This is a genomic window from Slackia sp. CM382 (assembly GCF_000293015.1).
Taxonomy (GTDB): domain Bacteria; phylum Actinomycetota; class Coriobacteriia; order Coriobacteriales; family Eggerthellaceae; genus Slackia; species Slackia exigua.
On sequence record NZ_ALNO01000011.1, the window covers coordinates 149,207 to 163,438 of the forward strand.

General features: G+C 63.1%; 12 protein-coding genes. 9 read left to right on the forward strand and 3 right to left on the reverse strand.

Features of this window, described 5'->3' with window-relative positions; genetic code table 11:
* Position 1: 1 nt before the first annotated feature.
* Complete coding sequence (locus tag HMPREF1155_RS04900) at positions 2 to 1,639, forward strand: InlB B-repeat-containing protein (RefSeq protein WP_009077869.1); 1,638 nt, start codon at positions 2 to 4, stop codon at positions 1,637 to 1,639.
* A gap of 136 nt (positions 1,640 to 1,775) precedes the next feature.
* Here HMPREF1155_RS04900 and HMPREF1155_RS04905 read toward each other — a convergent pair whose 3' ends face one another.
* From HMPREF1155_RS04905 to HMPREF1155_RS04915, 3 genes are read right to left on the reverse strand one after another with little or no spacing between them, the layout of a single operon-like run.
* Positions 1,776 to 2,972 carry an ABC transporter permease gene (locus tag HMPREF1155_RS04905; protein WP_009077924.1) on the reverse strand — a complete coding sequence of 399 codons (1,197 nt, stop codon included), beginning with the start codon at positions 2,970 to 2,972 and terminating at the stop codon, positions 1,776 to 1,778.
* The gene (locus HMPREF1155_RS04910) at positions 2,969 to 3,763 is read right to left on the reverse strand and encodes an ABC transporter ATP-binding protein (RefSeq protein ID WP_009077832.1); all 795 of its coding nucleotides are present in this window, start codon (positions 3,761 to 3,763) and stop codon (positions 2,969 to 2,971) included. Before HMPREF1155_RS04910 ends, HMPREF1155_RS04905 begins: the two co-directional genes overlap by 4 nt.
* Positions 3,764 to 3,773: 10 nt before the next feature.
* Positions 3,774 to 5,258, reverse strand: coding sequence for an efflux RND transporter periplasmic adaptor subunit (locus HMPREF1155_RS04915; RefSeq protein WP_009077905.1), 1,485 nt, complete (start codon positions 5,256 to 5,258; stop codon positions 3,774 to 3,776).
* Positions 5,259 to 5,554: 296 nt separating this feature from the next.
* On the opposite strand from HMPREF1155_RS04915, the gene HMPREF1155_RS04920 reads away from it, so the two are divergent.
* From HMPREF1155_RS04920 to HMPREF1155_RS04955, 8 genes are all read left to right on the forward strand, one after another.
* Positions 5,555 to 8,212 carry a DMSO/selenate family reductase complex A subunit gene (locus tag HMPREF1155_RS04920; protein ID WP_009078008.1) on the forward strand — a complete coding sequence of 886 codons (2,658 nt, stop codon included), beginning with the start codon at positions 5,555 to 5,557 and terminating at the stop codon, positions 8,210 to 8,212.
* A gap of 15 nt (positions 8,213 to 8,227) precedes the next feature.
* Positions 8,228 to 8,845: a 4Fe-4S dicluster domain-containing protein gene (locus tag HMPREF1155_RS04925; RefSeq protein ID WP_006363223.1), complete on the forward strand. Its 618-nt coding sequence runs from the start codon at positions 8,228 to 8,230 to the stop codon at positions 8,843 to 8,845.
* A gap of 98 nt (positions 8,846 to 8,943) precedes the next feature.
* The gene (locus HMPREF1155_RS04930) at positions 8,944 to 9,639 is read left to right on the forward strand and encodes a molecular chaperone (protein ID WP_009077789.1); all 696 of its coding nucleotides are present in this window, start codon (positions 8,944 to 8,946) and stop codon (positions 9,637 to 9,639) included.
* Positions 9,640 to 9,645: 6 nt separating this feature from the next.
* Positions 9,646 to 11,373 carry an ATP-binding protein gene (locus HMPREF1155_RS04935; RefSeq protein ID WP_009078016.1) on the forward strand — a complete coding sequence of 576 codons (1,728 nt, stop codon included), beginning with the start codon at positions 9,646 to 9,648 and terminating at the stop codon, positions 11,371 to 11,373.
* Positions 11,370 to 12,083 (forward strand): response regulator transcription factor, encoded by a 714-nt coding sequence (locus tag HMPREF1155_RS04940; RefSeq protein ID WP_006363216.1) that lies wholly within the window; start codon positions 11,370 to 11,372, stop codon positions 12,081 to 12,083. The genes HMPREF1155_RS04935 and HMPREF1155_RS04940 overlap by 4 nt, the downstream gene beginning before the upstream one ends.
* A gap of 180 nt (positions 12,084 to 12,263) precedes the next feature.
* Positions 12,264 to 12,860, forward strand: a complete 597-nt coding sequence (locus HMPREF1155_RS04945) for a twin-arginine translocase TatA/TatE family subunit (protein WP_009078078.1) — start codon at positions 12,264 to 12,266, stop codon at positions 12,858 to 12,860.
* On the forward strand, positions 12,860 to 13,714 hold the full coding sequence (gene tatC / locus HMPREF1155_RS04950) for a twin-arginine translocase subunit TatC (RefSeq protein ID WP_009077882.1): 855 nt from the start codon (positions 12,860 to 12,862) through the stop codon (positions 13,712 to 13,714). Before HMPREF1155_RS04945 ends, tatC begins: the two co-directional genes overlap by 1 nt.
* A gap of 160 nt (positions 13,715 to 13,874) precedes the next feature.
* Positions 13,875 to 14,231 (forward strand): hydrogenase maturation nickel metallochaperone HypA, encoded by a 357-nt coding sequence (locus HMPREF1155_RS04955; protein WP_009077773.1) that lies wholly within the window; start codon positions 13,875 to 13,877, stop codon positions 14,229 to 14,231.
* The last annotated feature ends 1 nt before the right edge of the window (position 14,232 follow it).

Here is a 14,232-nt window from a genome sequence, read left to right on the forward strand (position 1 = left end):
CATGCAACAACGTTCAGGGCATAAGGCACATGCCGCGTGCGCCTTGCATGGCTCATGGCTGGGCGCATGCGCGCTCGCAAGCGCCGCCGTCGCGTTCGTGCTTGCGCTCTCGCCGATCGCCGCCGCGCCGGCACAGGCCGAAGAGCCCATTCCCGATGAGTACAAGGCTCAGGTCGACGGCAACTACTGGGCAGAGCTCTGCTGGTATACCGATGAGTCCGGCCTGCATCGCGTCATGCCCGCCTACCTTGTCGATTACTTCCAGAACAGCAGGCTCAAGTGGTCGGACGACGTCGCGCATGAGTACTACATGCCCGGTTTCCCCGATGCGGGCATCATCGCGAACAAAGCGGCAGAAGATGATCTCAAAGAATCCATCGCGCAGTACTGGGCGCTCTATTCGATGGACCTTCCCCATAAGGAGCCGGCCGATCCTGCGCTCAACCACTGGCAAGGTGGCAAGCAGTGGAATCCCTATGGCTTCGACTACAAAACGGACGTGCTGACCGTCGATTCGACGGACTACAACATCCGCGGCGATATCCAGGAACGTGGAGAATCAAGCACCGCTGTCGTGAAGCATGAGGTGGGCGATACCGTGAATCTCGACCTCAAGCTCGATCTCGATATGTTCAAACGGGTGCGCAACACCGCTCTGTTGGCGGTCATCAACTCGGAGTTCCCGGCATACTACACGATGCTCAACGACTTGCCCGAAAACGGCCTTGCGAGTTCGGACGGCGCGTTCGCGTTCGTGCTCGATCTGCCCGAAGGTCTCGAAGCCACCGACTCGACCGCCTACAAGCTTACGGGCGTAGACGGTTTCGATTTGAGCGCCACGCAAGAGAGGGGCGGCAAGAGGCTCGTGGTGAAGGCGCGCCTCAAGCCTCACGGGGAATACGAGCCCTTGAAGGATCTGTATGCGCGCATTCAGAACGTGCAGTCCGCGACCTTGAGCATCGACGGTCTCAAGGTGACCGACCAGGTGGCGCGCGACCAGGACAGCACGGTGGTCGCCTACGCATACGGCGCGCACGAGGTCGTGAGCTCCTCGAGCAACGATGCCATCATCAACAAGGATACGTCCGCGCAATACGATAACAAGCATTGGTATGCCCGCATCCCCATGCTCTTCGCCGCGAAGCAGAACGATGCCGGCCGCGACGCGGCCGCTCCGGCCGACAAACCCAATCTCATGACCTACAGCTTCAGGGTCGATGCCTCTCAGCCTTGCACCGTGACCTTCGTGAACGATGACGACACCTACGCCTCCGTCAAGGCCGAGCGAGGCAAGACGATCGACGGCGACGCCCTGACGGACGAATCCATGCCCGCGAATCCCTCCAAGGACGGATACGTCTTCAAAGGATGGAACACCGCGCAGGACGGCACGGGCGATGCGTTCGACGGCTCGACCGTGGTCAACGGCGATATGACGGTCTATGCCGTCTACGACAAGAAACCGATGCCGGCGCCGCAACCGGAGTCTCCGAAGGCGCCTGTATCCACGACCAAGGCGAAGTCGAGCGGCATCTTGCCGCAAACCGGCGATTCCATGCTTTCCCTCGCGCCCCTTGCCGCAGGGGTTGCGGCCGGCGCTCTGCTCGTAGGGGCCTTGCTGCGGCGGCGCATGAGCTAGGCGCGTATCGTTCGCGCGAATCGCATGCAGAGATAGAGATGCAAGAGGGGCGCGGCCGAGGTTTCGGGCCGCGCCCCTCTGCGTGTCTATGTCCGGTTTCGCCGGCTCGCCTTGCAGGCCGGCGCTGCATGGACCCTTACTGGTAATGCAGGCTTTCGACCGGGTCGAGCTTGGCGGCGCGCCGTGCCGGCCCGTAGCCGAAGACGATGCCGATGATGGTGCAGATGGCCACGACGATGACGACCGTGGCGACGGAGAACGCCGGCGTGACGGTCATGCCGGGCAGGAACAGTCCCGCGCCCTGCGCCAGACCCCATGCGCCGAGATATCCGAACACGGTTCCTATAATGCCGCCCGACAGGCAGAGCGCGACCGATTCCATGAGGAACTGCTTCGTGATGTCGGCGCTTCGGGCGCCCAGGGCCTTGCGCAGGCCGATCTCGCGGATGCGTTCGGTCACGTTGGTGAGCATCATGTTCATGATGCCGATGCCGCCGACGAGCAGCGATATGCTCGCGACCATGGTCATCATGATCTGAAACGCCATGAGCATCGAATCGAGCTGGTTCTGGACGGATTCCATGGTCTCGACGTAGATCTCTTCCTGAGCCCGATCGGGAGGCAGATTGAAATAGGATTGCAGGTATTTCTTGGTCTCCTGCTGCACCGTGCCCATATCTTCGCCATCTTTGGCGTATCCGACGATGGAGTCCACGCCGTTGTTGCCCGTGAGACGGGTGGCGCTGGTGTTGAAGGGAACCCACGCTCCCGACGAACCGCCCAAAAGCCCCGACATCTCGACGACGCCGACGACAGTATACTGGTCGTTTCCTATGCTCATGGCCTTGCCGACGGGATTCGTGTCGGCGCCGAAGATCTTGCTCGCCGTGTTCTTCTCGATCAGGGCGACCATGGCTCCCGAGGCGTATTCCTCATCGGTGAAATCGCGCCCGCTGACGATCTTGCCGCCGTTCGCGGTGACGAAGCCTTTCCCGACGCCGAGAACGGTGGTGCTGGTTTGCTTCTTGCCCGAGGTCAGCTGGGCAGAAGATCCCTGCGCTCCGGAAAGGTACTCGTATTTCCCGATGCCTTGGGAGATCTTGTCAAGCTCGTCGACCGTGACGGTGCGTCCGGCATTCGCATAGATCATCACGGCGCGGGATTGGTTGAGGCCCAGCTCGCTGACGAGCGACTGCTTGATGCCGCCGATGAGCGCGGTCATGGTGATGACCGCCGCGATGCCGATGACGATGCCGAGTATCGTGAGCATGCTGCGGCCCTTGTTGGCCGTGAGGGCCGACCAGGTCTCTAGCAGAAGGTCTCGAAGCTTCATGTCAGCCCCCTTCCATCGGTATGGCTCGCGGCGACGACCGCGCGCTCCTCTTCGTCGGTCAGCAGCTTCCCGTCGCGAATGTGCACGACGCGGTCGGCCCATTCGCAGACCTCGGCGTCATGGGTGATGAGCACGACGGTCTTGCCGGCATCGCTCAAGCGCCTGAAGGTCTTGAGAACCATGAGTCCCGTCGCCGAGTCGAGGTTGCCGGTCGGCTCGTCGGCGAGCACGAGCGCCGGATTGTTGACGAGGGCGCGCGCGATGGCAACGCGCTGCATCTGCCCGCCCGAAAGCTCGTTCGACTTATGATCGAAGTATTCTTCCGGAAGCGACACGGCGTTGAGGGCCTTCACGGCGCGAAGCGTCCGCTCGGAGACGGGGCAGTCGGAATAGATGAGCGGAAGCATCACGTTGCGCAGCACGGTGGCGCGCGGCAGCAGGTTGAACGACTGGAACACGAAGCCGAGACGGGTGGATCTGATCTCGGCCAGGCCGTCGTCGTCGAGCTTGGAGACATCGAGCCCTTCGAGGAAGTAGCTGCCCGAGGTAGGGCGGTCGAGGCAGCCGAGCGTGTTCATGAGCGTCGACTTGCCCGAGCCCGATGGGCCCATGATGCAGAGGAACTCGCCCTTGCGCACGGTCAGGGACACGCCTTTGAGCGCATGCGTGAACCCCGCCTTCATCTCATAGACGCGATGGACATTGCGCACGTCGAGGACGATCTGCTCCCGGCCGTTTCGCGGTCCGTCGCCCGATCGGGCGACGGGTGCGGTTTGACTGAATGCTGACATGGGCGCGCCCCTAAGCGGTTGCGGCTGCGCCCGCCGCGGCGTCGGTGCCCGTGGAGACGGGGATGAGGATCGTATCCCCGTCCTTCAGGTCCCCTTCGACGACCGCCGTCGACGCGTCTTTGGCCTTGACGGTCACGATGCGCTCTTCGGTCGCCTGAGCGGAGCCTTCGTCGCCGCCGTCGACCGATGGCACGGTGACGGCCGTCGTGCCGTCGTCTTTCTCGACGAGCGCGGCGGCGGGAACGGTCAGGACGTTCTCGTAACGTTCGGTGACGATCTTGACGTTGGCGGTCATGCCGGGCTTAACGTTTGCGTCCGGATCGGATATGACCAGTTCGACGGCATAGGTGACGACGCCTGTGCCGCCCGACGCCCCTTCGCCCGAGGACGGGGAGGGCGATGCGCTGGTCGCGGTCGTCGCGATGCGGTCGATGGTCGCGTCGAGCGTGACGTCGGGAAGCGCGGAGAACGTGACCTTGCCGGTCTGGCCGACGGAAAGCTTGTTCACATCCACTTCGTTGACCTGCACGGTCACGCGCATCTGGGAAAGGTCGGCGATGGTGACGAGGGAGCCCTGGGCGCTTGCCGCCGATCCTCCCTGCGCAGCGCCGAAGGCCGCGCCCTCCTGCGCCTTCACGTCGATGACGGTTCCGCCCTTCTGGGCGGTGACCGTGCGTTTATCGGCTTTCTTCTGGGCCTGCGACAGAGCGGTCTGCGCGGTTGCAAGCGAGATGTTGGCGTTGTCCACCCCGATCTTCGCTTCGCTCACGCCTTGCGCCGCCGCGTCGACGGCCGATTGATCGGGCTCGGTCGTTTTCGTGTAGGCGTCGTGCGCAGGTTCGTGGGTCTCGTCGTCGAGGCCGTCGCCGTCCATATCGACGGAGGCGGGAACATCGATGGTCGTCGTCTTCGTGGCATCGGCGTAGGCGTCGTTGGCCTTGTCGAGCGCGATCTGGGCCGATCTGACCCCGTTCTTCGCGGTCTTCACCTGCTGCTCGGCGTCGTCGACGCCCTTGTCGAGGTCGTCGTTCTTCAGGGTGAAGAGCGTGTCGCCCTCTTCGACCTCGTCGCCGACCGACACGGACACATTGGAGATGATGCCGTCGACCTCAGGTGTGACCTGGACGGACGAAATAGGCTGAATAGCGCCGGATGCCGAGACGGTGGATTCGAAGTCGGTGCGCGTCACCTGGGCGTCTTCGTAGGCCGCAGCTCCCGCCGCGGCGGCGCCCATGCGCGCGAGCGTGACGATGCCTGCGATGACGACGACGAGCACGCCGACGACGATCCCAGCGGTGATGATCCTTTTGCGGCGCTTGGTCTTCTTGCGCCTCTCGATCATCTCAAGCGCGCTCGTCGGGATGCCGTCGTCGCCGCCGAGGTCGAACGCCGCGGTCGTTCCGGCATCGGCCGGACGCACGGGGAGCATCCCTTTCGTGTCGGCGCCTGCGGACCCTGCATCCGATTCGGCGCCTTTCTTTCCAATTCGAGGCATTCGCTTCTCCTTCTCCGTACGGCGCGATCGCGCATCCCTGCAATGCGAAGTCCTGCGTACGACGCATGCGATATTCGCATAGTGTCGCATGGTCCCTTTACGTCGGACCTTAACATTGGTAAACGATTGGTTACGGTTTCCTTTCGGTACCGGCACGGCGTCTCGGACCTGCGATGCAAGGGTTCAATAAGAAACATGCAATGAATCGAGAAGTTCTGCTCTATGGCTGTTCCTGCGAAAACCTCGTATCTTGATGCGCATTGGGGGAATGCATATCTGAATAAGGGGGGATTGCTATGCGAAGCAGCGCGGACACGCGTGCGTTCGGATCCGGCATGTCTCGGCGGTCGTTCGTGACGGCGGCCGGGGTATTCGGAGCGGGCGCCGTCTTGGCGGGATGCGCCAAGAAAGAGGACACGGCTTCGTCTTCCGCACTCGAACTCGACGAGAACGGCATGTCGAACCAGTCGCTTTCGACCGAGCCGTTCGCCTACGATTCGGTCGTCTGGGGAGGCTGCCATGTGAATTGCGGCAGCCGTTGCCCGCTCAAGCTGTACGTGAAGGACGGAACGGTCGTGCGCGTCTCGACCGACGTGGACGGGTCCGACGATTTCAAGCCGGGCGGCATCTATCAGATGCGCTCCTGCCTGCGCGGCCGTTCGAACCGCCAGCGCATCTATAACGAGACGCGCATCCAAAAGCCGCTCAAACGCGTGAAGGGCACCAAGCGCGGAGAAGGAAAGTACGAGGAGATATCCTGGGATCAGGCCATTTCCGAAATCGCCGAGATCATGAAGGGCGTCAAGGAGGAGTACGGCAACGACGCCTTCTACATCCAGTACGGCACGGGCCAGCTCGGCGGCACCGTCTCCAAGTCCTGGGCTCCCGACGTCACCGCGCTTGCGCGCATGATGAATTGCTGGGGCGGCTACCTCAGGCATTACTGCGACTATTCGACCGGTCAGATAACCTGGGAACTCCCGCTGTTCAACGGCGACGCCTGGTCGAACAACGAAGTCACCGACCTCGTGAATTCCAAGAACATCGTGCTGTGGGGCAACAATCCCGCGAACACCCGCATGTCGGGCTCTGCCATGGTCTGGCTCATCACGTGGGTCAAGGAGAACAATCCCGACGCGAACATCGTCGTCATCGACCCGCATCTGTCCGATACCGCCATCGGCGTCGGAACGCAGTGGGTGCCCGTCCGTCCCGGCACCGATCCCGCCCTGGTCGCCGGCATGCTGCACTATCTCCATACGGAGGGCAGGCTCGACGAGTCGTTCATTCGCGAGAAGTTCATCGGGTTCTACTCGGATACGTTCATCGACGATGTGAAGCAGGGCGAGCCGACGAGCAACGCGTTCATGGGCTTCGATGCCGACGGCGCCCTTTCCATCGACGAGGACATGTCCTACGAGGCCTATCTCATGGGCGCCGGCGCCTACAGGGGCACCGGCGAGAAGACGCCTGAATGGGCGTCCGCCATCTGCGGCGTTCCCGCCGACACCATCCGCTGGCTCGCCGATCTGTACATGGACGGCCCGACGGCGACCATCCAGGGCTGGGGCCCGCAGCGCCATGCCAACGGCGGCAACGTCACGCGCTCCATCGCGATGATCGCGACGCTGACCGGCAACGTGGGCATTTCCGGCGGCGGCACCGGCGCGCGCGAGGGCACGGGCGGCGTGCCGTACAAGATCCCCGCGAACCTGCCGAACTTCGCCGACAGGAACTCGGTCGAGACCTGCATCTCGTTCTTCGACTGGTACCAGGCGATCGAGGACTACACGGTCATGGACGACCGCACCTGGGGCGTGCGCACGATCGATGCGACCGGCGCCACGACCTATGCGCGCAAGCCGGGCGACATCAAGCTCAAGGCTCCGATCAAGTTCATCTGGAACTACGCGAGCAACGTCATGCTCAACCAACATGCCGACGTCAACGACTGCCTGCGCATCTTCAATCTTCCCGACGAGAAGGATTCCGGCCTGCGCTGCGTCGTGACGCACGACATCTATCTGACGCCCACGGCCATGATCTCCGATTACATCCTGCCGGCAACCACGTCCTACGAAGAGACCGACATCATCAAGGGCGGCACCGCCTGGACCGGATTCGCCTGCTGCGAAAGCCCTGCCATCGACCCGATGTTCGAATGCAAGCCTATCTACGAGGTCTGCCGCCTCGTCGCTGCCGAGCTCGGCGTCGAGGAGGACTTCACCGAGGGACGAACCCAGGAAGACTGGGTCGAATGGCTCTGGGAACAGGGCAAGGAGGCCGGCGACGATATCGGCGCCACCTTCGAGGAATTCAAGGAGAAGGGTCTGTGGAAGCAGACCGACGAGCATACGCCCGCGATCGCCAAGCCCGAGGCCATCAAGACGCCCTCCGGCAAATACGAGGTCTTCAGCAAGCAGGCGTACAATCTGTCGAAGCAGTGGGATCTGACCTGCGGCGGCGTGATTCCCGATGACGGATACGACCAGATAACCGGGCTGCCCGTCTGGTACGTCGCCAAGGAGGCGTACGGCGACGATGCGGCGATGAAGGACTACCCCTTCCAGCTTATCGGCCACCATACGAAGTCCCGCACGCATTCGAGCTACGGGAACGTCGCATGGCTCGAGTCGGTTCATCCTCAGCAGCTCTGGATCAATGCGGGCGACGCGAAGAAGCTCGGCATCGCGAACGGCGATACGGTCCGCGTCTCCACCGAGCGCGGCACGGTCGAGGTGCCGGCGAAGGTGACCGCGCGCATCATGCCCGGGGTCGTCTCTCTGCCGCAAGGCGCCTGGTACGATCCTGCGTCGCGTGATCCGAAGACCCTCGGCGACCCGAGCGTCGTCGATCGCGGCGGCTGCATCTCGGTGCTGACGAGCCAGCGTCCGACGCCGATCTCCAAGGGAAACGGCGTCCATACGAATCTCTGCAAGATCGAGAAGGCATAAGGGGGTGCTTCTTCAATGACTCAGATGGGCTTTTACGTCAATACCGACATCTGCATCGGCTGCAAGGCCTGCATGGTCGCCTGCTTCGACCGCAACGACCTGACCGTGCCCGAGAAATTCCGCAAGGTCTGGGAATTCGGCGGCGGCGAGTGGCAGGCCGACGGACAGGGAGCGTACGTGGGGGCGGCGTTCGGATACTACGTATCCATGACCTGCGGGCAGTGCGCGGATCCGCAGTGCGTGAAGAACTGTCCGACCGGCGCCATGGCCAAAGACGAGGAAACGGGCATCGTCAACAACGACAAGGAGATCTGCATAGGCTGCATGACCTGCGAGCAGGTATGCCCGTACAACCATCCCGTCAAGCTTTCCGACGGCCTGTCGCATAAGTGCGTCTTCTGCACGGACCGCACCGAAGACGGCCGCCCCGATCCTGCCTGCGCGAGCGCCTGCCCGGTGCGCGCCATCGAATTCGGCCCCATCGACGATCTGCGCGCCGCGCATGGCGACGTGGACACGCTCGGCACTTTGGACGATTCGACGGGCCCCAACGTGGTCTTCTCCCCGCATCGCGACGCTTCGCGCGGGGGCGAGATCGTGAATCCGCTCGAGCTGGAGCATCCGACGGCATAGCCTGCATCGATGCGCTTCTGCTTCATGGCGGGCCTCGGCCGCATCTTGCGTCCGGGGTCCGCCTGCATCATGATGGACTGAAAAAGGAGGGATGCGCCATGAGCGAACCGATCAGAGCCGACGCGCTGAGGGCGGCGGCCGTTCTATGCGACGTGTGCGCCGGGACGCTGCTGAGAAACGTCGACGAAGACGTCCTGAAGCTTTTCGTGGAAGGCCGCGATGCGTTTCTGCACGAACCGTTCGTCAGCGTCTCGCCCGACGACGCGCGCGTCATCGTCGACGAGCTTGCACGGGGGGACGGGGACGCGGATGCGTTCGATGCGCTCTTCCACGATCTGAGGCGCGACTATACCCATCTCTTCTACATGGTCGCGGTCAGCGGCGCCTCTCCGTACGAATCCGCATGGCGGACCGAAGACCGTACGCTCTGCGGGCCTTTCATGCACGAGGTTCGCGCGATGTATCGCTCGTACGGCGTCGAAGTCTCCATGGAATCCTCCGTTCCCGACGATCATCTCGGCCTCGAGCTCGCCTTCGCGTCCGATCTCCTTTCGCGCTCCGCGGCATCGATGGGCAAGGAACGTGAAGACATCGTCGATGACTTGCGCACGTTCTTCTCCGACCATGTCCTCGTGTTCGCCCATGCGTTTCTCGATGCGATGGCCGCGAGCGCCCATACGCCGTATTACCGGGCGTTCGCGCGCCTGACATCCGCGACCGTCGATTCCGTGGCCGCCCTCATCGGCGCCCGCGCCTCCGCCGCCCCCTTCGACCCTTCGCGCCGGAACGAGTAGGCGCCCATGCTCGATGTCCTCGCGCGTCGGGTCTCGCGCCTTTCGCTCAAGGTGAAGGTGGTCGGTCTCCTTGCGGCCATTCTCGTGCTGATCCTCGCCGCCTTCACGGCCTGGACCTATCACGAGAAGCTTGCGATGACGGAATCCGAGATCGTCGAGCAGGCCCGCATGCTGACGACCGAGATGGATGCGACCTGGTCGTTCGTCTCCGCCAACCAATACACCATCAACCATGATTCGACCGGCGCGTACGATTACAAAGGGCTTCACTGCGCCCTTGCGGGCAAGTCCGTCGCCGCACTGTTCTCCCAGCATTCCGATACCGTGATCCGTTTCACCAAGCTCGATCCCCGCAATTCGAACGCCGAGCCCGACGAATTCGAGGAGGCGGCCCTCAGGCAGTTCGAGGCCGACCCGCGGGACGACGAATACTACGGATTCACCGAATACGAAGGCCGGAACGTGTTTCGCTACGTTTCCGAGATGCGCGTGACCAAGGACTGCACCGAATGCCATGGCGAGCCTGCCGGCGAGATCGATCCGACCGGCCATCCGAAGGAAGGATGGAAGATCGGCGATGTCGGCGGAGCCATGAGCATCATCGTGCCGACGGACCTGTACTTCGACAACATGATGGCCTCGGTCTGGAACAACGTGATGTTCTTCCTGCTCATCATGCTCATCCTCGGCGTTGCCGTGTACTTCGCGCTGAGCTGGATGGTGGTGCGTCCTCTCGAAAGCCTTGGCGCGAGCCTGCGCGCCGTGGATGCCGATCCGTCCCGGGCGCACACGGCCGCAGCCCCGATCGGCGTCTTCGATTCCCGCGAGATGGATACGCTCTTCGCGCACTTCGATTCGATGTCGTCGGCCCTATCGGTGCTGTACGGAAACCTCGAAAGCCAGGTGGGAGAGCGCACCGACCAGCTTCGGACGGCCATGGAGCAGCTTCAGGAGCAGCGTGCGCACGTGGAGCGCGTCAACGAGCGCCTGAAGCGGGACAACCAGTACAAGACCGACTTCCTCGCCATCGTGAGCCACGAGCTGCGCACGCCTCTGACTTCGATCATAGCCTTCGCGGATCTGCTCGATACGCATGTTCCGCGCGATGGAGGGGAATCGCGCCGCCAGCTCGACGAGATCGAGAAGAACGGCCAGATCCTGCTCGAGATGGTGGACAACGTGCTCGAGACCGCGCGCATCCAATCGGGGCGCGACGAGGTGAGCATCGAGCTTATCGACGTCTCCGACCTCGTCGGCATGGTCGTCCAATCGCTCGCGCCTCTCGCCTCGAAGAAGGGGATCGCGCTGACGAGCGACGTCTCTTCCGAGGTTCCGCTCGTCATGAGCGACTGGGAGAAGCTGCGCCGGATACTCAGCAATCTCGTGAACAATGCGATAAAGTTCACGGGAGAAGGAGGCTCGGTTGCGGTCGCGGTCGCGCGCGATGCCGAGGAAGGGTTCGTGCGCATCGAGGTCAGGGATACCGGCATCGGCATTCCGGCCGATAAGCACGAATTGATATTCGAGCGATTCACCCAGGAGAACATGTCCACGGCGCGGCGTTTCGGGGGAAGCGGCCTAGGGCTTTCCCTCGTGAAGGACCTCGCGGGCATCCTCGGCGGCGACGTGTCCCTCACGAGCCGGCCGGGCGAGGGATCGGAATTCGTCGTGCGCGTTCCCGTCGTCACCGTGGCGCGCACCGGGTCGGAGTCGTCGGAAGGGGGAGGATCATGAGCAAGATCATGCTTATCGACGACGATGAAAGCCTGCGCGAGCTCGTCGGCCAGATAGCCGCGCGCGAGGGATGGGACTACTGCTGCTCCGACAACGGCGCGGCAGGTCTCGAGATGCTGCGCCGCGAACGGCCCGACGTGCTCGTCCTTGACGTCATGCTTCCGGACATGAACGGCTTCGACGTCTGCAGGCTCATCCGCAGCGAGGGCCGCCGCGTGCCCGTGGTCTTCCTATCCGCCAAAGGCGACATCGTCGACAAGAGCGTCGGTTTCAACAGCGGCGCGGACGACTATCTCGTCAAGCCGTTCTTGACCGAGGAGCTTGTGCTGCGCGTGAAGGTATGGCTCAATCGTCGCGCCCGCGCCGCCGCTGCGACGGACGCGCGGGCGAAGGGGTCGTTTCGCGTGGGCGACCTCGAGGTGTTCTTCAAAAAGTACGAAGCGCGCCTGCGCGGCGAGGCCGTCGCTCTGTCTTCGAGGGAGTTCGAGCTCCTCGCGCTCCTTGCGTCCGAGGCCGGGACGGTCTTCACGCGCGAGCAGATCATAGATGCGCTCTGGGAGCATCGCGAGGCCGCGGATCCGAACACCGTCACGGTGCTCGTGCGCAAGATCCGGGAGAAGATCGAAGACGACCCGTCCAAGCCGCGCTACGTGCTGACGGTGTGGCGGGTGGGATACAAGCTTGCCGATCGCTTGGAACCCGGGGCCTGACGTGCGGCCCTGCGTCAGCCTTGCGACAACGGCGCATGCGCCGCGCGCGGCTTCCCGACGGCACGGCGTGCGGCGGAGGGGCATGCATCCCCCTGTGTGCTTTCCCTGGCAGCGGTGGTTCGTCGCAGGCGGCCTATGCTAGAATCGTGCGGTTAATCGCCACGATCCTGAGAGGTCAATGTGTTTGGACTAAGCGGAACCGAGCTTTTTCTCATCCTCCTCTTCGGCTTCTTGATCTTCGGGCCCGATAAGCTGCCCCAGATCGCGAAGGTCGTCGGCCAAGGCATCGCCAAGTTCCGAGACGCCCAGCAGGAGATGAACAAGGTCGTCAAGGAAGAGGTCTTCGACCCTGCGGCGGCCGATCCCATCAAGAATCCCCTGAAAGACATGGATAAGACGAGCAAGGCCAAGGTCGAGAAGAAGGAATCCTTCTCCGCCCGCAAGGCCAAGTACGACCGCGAACGTGCCGAGAAGAAGAAGCGCGATGCCGCGAACGCCGCCGCGAAAGAGGTGCGCGACGAGGCGAACGCCGCCGCTGCCGCCGCCGGCACCACGGTCGCCAAAGCCGCTCCCGACATGCATAAGGACATCATGGCCGCCCGCAAGGCCGCGAACGAGGCAGCCGCCGAAGAGGTCGCCGCCGCGCGTTCCGCGGAGAGCGCGCTTGCCGACGAGATCTTCGGGACCGCGGCGCCCAAGCCCGAACCCGCCGTCCCTGCCGCGGCGGATGAGCCTGCCGAAACCGCCGAAGCCTCGAGCGAGAGGAAGGATGCGTAATGCCTATCGGTCCGGCGCGCATGCCGCTCTTCGAGCACCTGGGCGAGCTGCGCATGCGCCTCGTCCGCATCGTCGCGGTGCTCTTCGTCGCCATGTGCGTGTTCTACCTCGCCACGCCGACGATCATCCAGTTCATGTTCGAACCCATCAAGGATTTCATGCCGCAGAATCCCGACGGCTCCGTCGCGCTGAACGTCCTCGACGTGTTCGGATCGTTCTCCATCCGCTTCAAGGTCTCCATCTGGGTGTCCATCATGGCCTGCATGCCGATCATCATCTGGCAGGTCCTGGCGTTCTTCCTTCCGGCCCTGAAGCCGAGCGAGCGCAAGTGGTTCATCCCCACGTTCGCGGTGGGCGTGGCCCTCTTCGTCCTGGGCACCGTCTTCTGCTACGGCTTCATCCTGAATCCTGCGGTCGAGTGGCTGACCGACCAGGCAGGCGGATATGCGTCCATCTTCCCTGACGCTCGGTCGTGGGTCGATGTCATCATCAACTTCGAAATCGCGTTCGGTTTCGCGTTCGAGCTGCCGCTGATCGTGTTCTACCTGGTCGTCTTCGAGGTCATTCCCTATGCGAAGCTTCGCGAGTCCTGGCGCACCGTCTATATCACCCTCATGGTGATCGCCGCCATGGTCACGCTCGACGCCTCGCCGGTCACGATGCTCCTGATGTTCGCGGCGCTGCTCGTGCTCTACGAGCTCAGCCTGCTGGTCGCCCGCCTGGTGCTCGGCAGCCGCGTGAAGGAGCAGAAGGAAGAGCTCGCGCGCGAAGTGGAGGAGCAGCGCGACTGGGCCGAGCAATGGGAGATCCAGAAGCGGAAGATTCGCGAACGTTTGGGGGACGACGAGGACTGACGCGCCGTCCGGCCGTCGGTCGACGGAAACGCTCGCCTCATCGTGCCGATCGCATGGTCGGTTGTGAAAAAGCATGCGAGTCGTAACATAATCGCATACGACGGATTACTATGGGAGGAGGGCGCTTCGGTCGCCCTTCTTCCGCATCGAAAGGAAGGCCATGCACGAACTAGGCATCATGACCGGCGTCGTGGACAGCGTGTCTCAGGCAGCCCGCGAATCCGGTGCCACCCGCGTGCTCAAGGTCACGCTTTCCGTCGGCGTCATGACCGAGGCCATCGAAGATGCGCTCCATTTCGCCTTCGAGGTCCTCACCGAGCAGGAGCCGTTCTTCAAGGGAGCCGAGCTGGTCGTGAACATGATCGAGCCGAAGAGCCGGTGCGCCGAATGCGGCAAGGTCTACGTGCACGATCGCTTCCATATGCTGTGTCCCGAATGCGGGGGCATAGGCCGGTTGATCGAAGGCCGGGAGATGCGCATCGAATCCATCGAAGTCGACATTCCCGATCCCGAGTAAG

What these genes read in the sequence shown, in the direction of transcription:
- HMPREF1155_RS04900 (WP_009077869.1), top strand. Translation starts at nt 2, where the DNA reads ATGCAACAACGTTCAGGGCATAAGGCACATGCCGCGTGCGCCTTGCAT.
- HMPREF1155_RS04905 (WP_009077924.1), bottom strand. Translation starts at nt 2,972, where the DNA reads ATGAAGCTTCGAGACCTTCTGCTAGAGACCTGGTCGGCCCTCACGGCC.
- HMPREF1155_RS04910 (WP_009077832.1), bottom strand. Translation starts at nt 3,763, where the DNA reads ATGTCAGCATTCAGTCAAACCGCACCCGTCGCCCGATCGGGCGACGGA.
- HMPREF1155_RS04915 (WP_009077905.1), bottom strand. Translation starts at nt 5,258, where the DNA reads ATGCCTCGAATTGGAAAGAAAGGCGCCGAATCGGATGCAGGGTCCGCA.
- HMPREF1155_RS04920 (WP_009078008.1), top strand. Translation starts at nt 5,555, where the DNA reads ATGCGAAGCAGCGCGGACACGCGTGCGTTCGGATCCGGCATGTCTCGG.
- HMPREF1155_RS04925 (WP_006363223.1), top strand. Translation starts at nt 8,228, where the DNA reads ATGACTCAGATGGGCTTTTACGTCAATACCGACATCTGCATCGGCTGC.
- HMPREF1155_RS04930 (WP_009077789.1), top strand. Translation starts at nt 8,944, where the DNA reads ATGAGCGAACCGATCAGAGCCGACGCGCTGAGGGCGGCGGCCGTTCTA.
- HMPREF1155_RS04935 (WP_009078016.1), top strand. Translation starts at nt 9,646, where the DNA reads ATGCTCGATGTCCTCGCGCGTCGGGTCTCGCGCCTTTCGCTCAAGGTG.
- HMPREF1155_RS04940 (WP_006363216.1), top strand. Translation starts at nt 11,370, where the DNA reads ATGAGCAAGATCATGCTTATCGACGACGATGAAAGCCTGCGCGAGCTC.
- tatC (WP_009077882.1), top strand. Translation starts at nt 12,860, where the DNA reads ATGCCTATCGGTCCGGCGCGCATGCCGCTCTTCGAGCACCTGGGCGAG.
- HMPREF1155_RS04955 (WP_009077773.1), top strand. Translation starts at nt 13,875, where the DNA reads ATGCACGAACTAGGCATCATGACCGGCGTCGTGGACAGCGTGTCTCAG.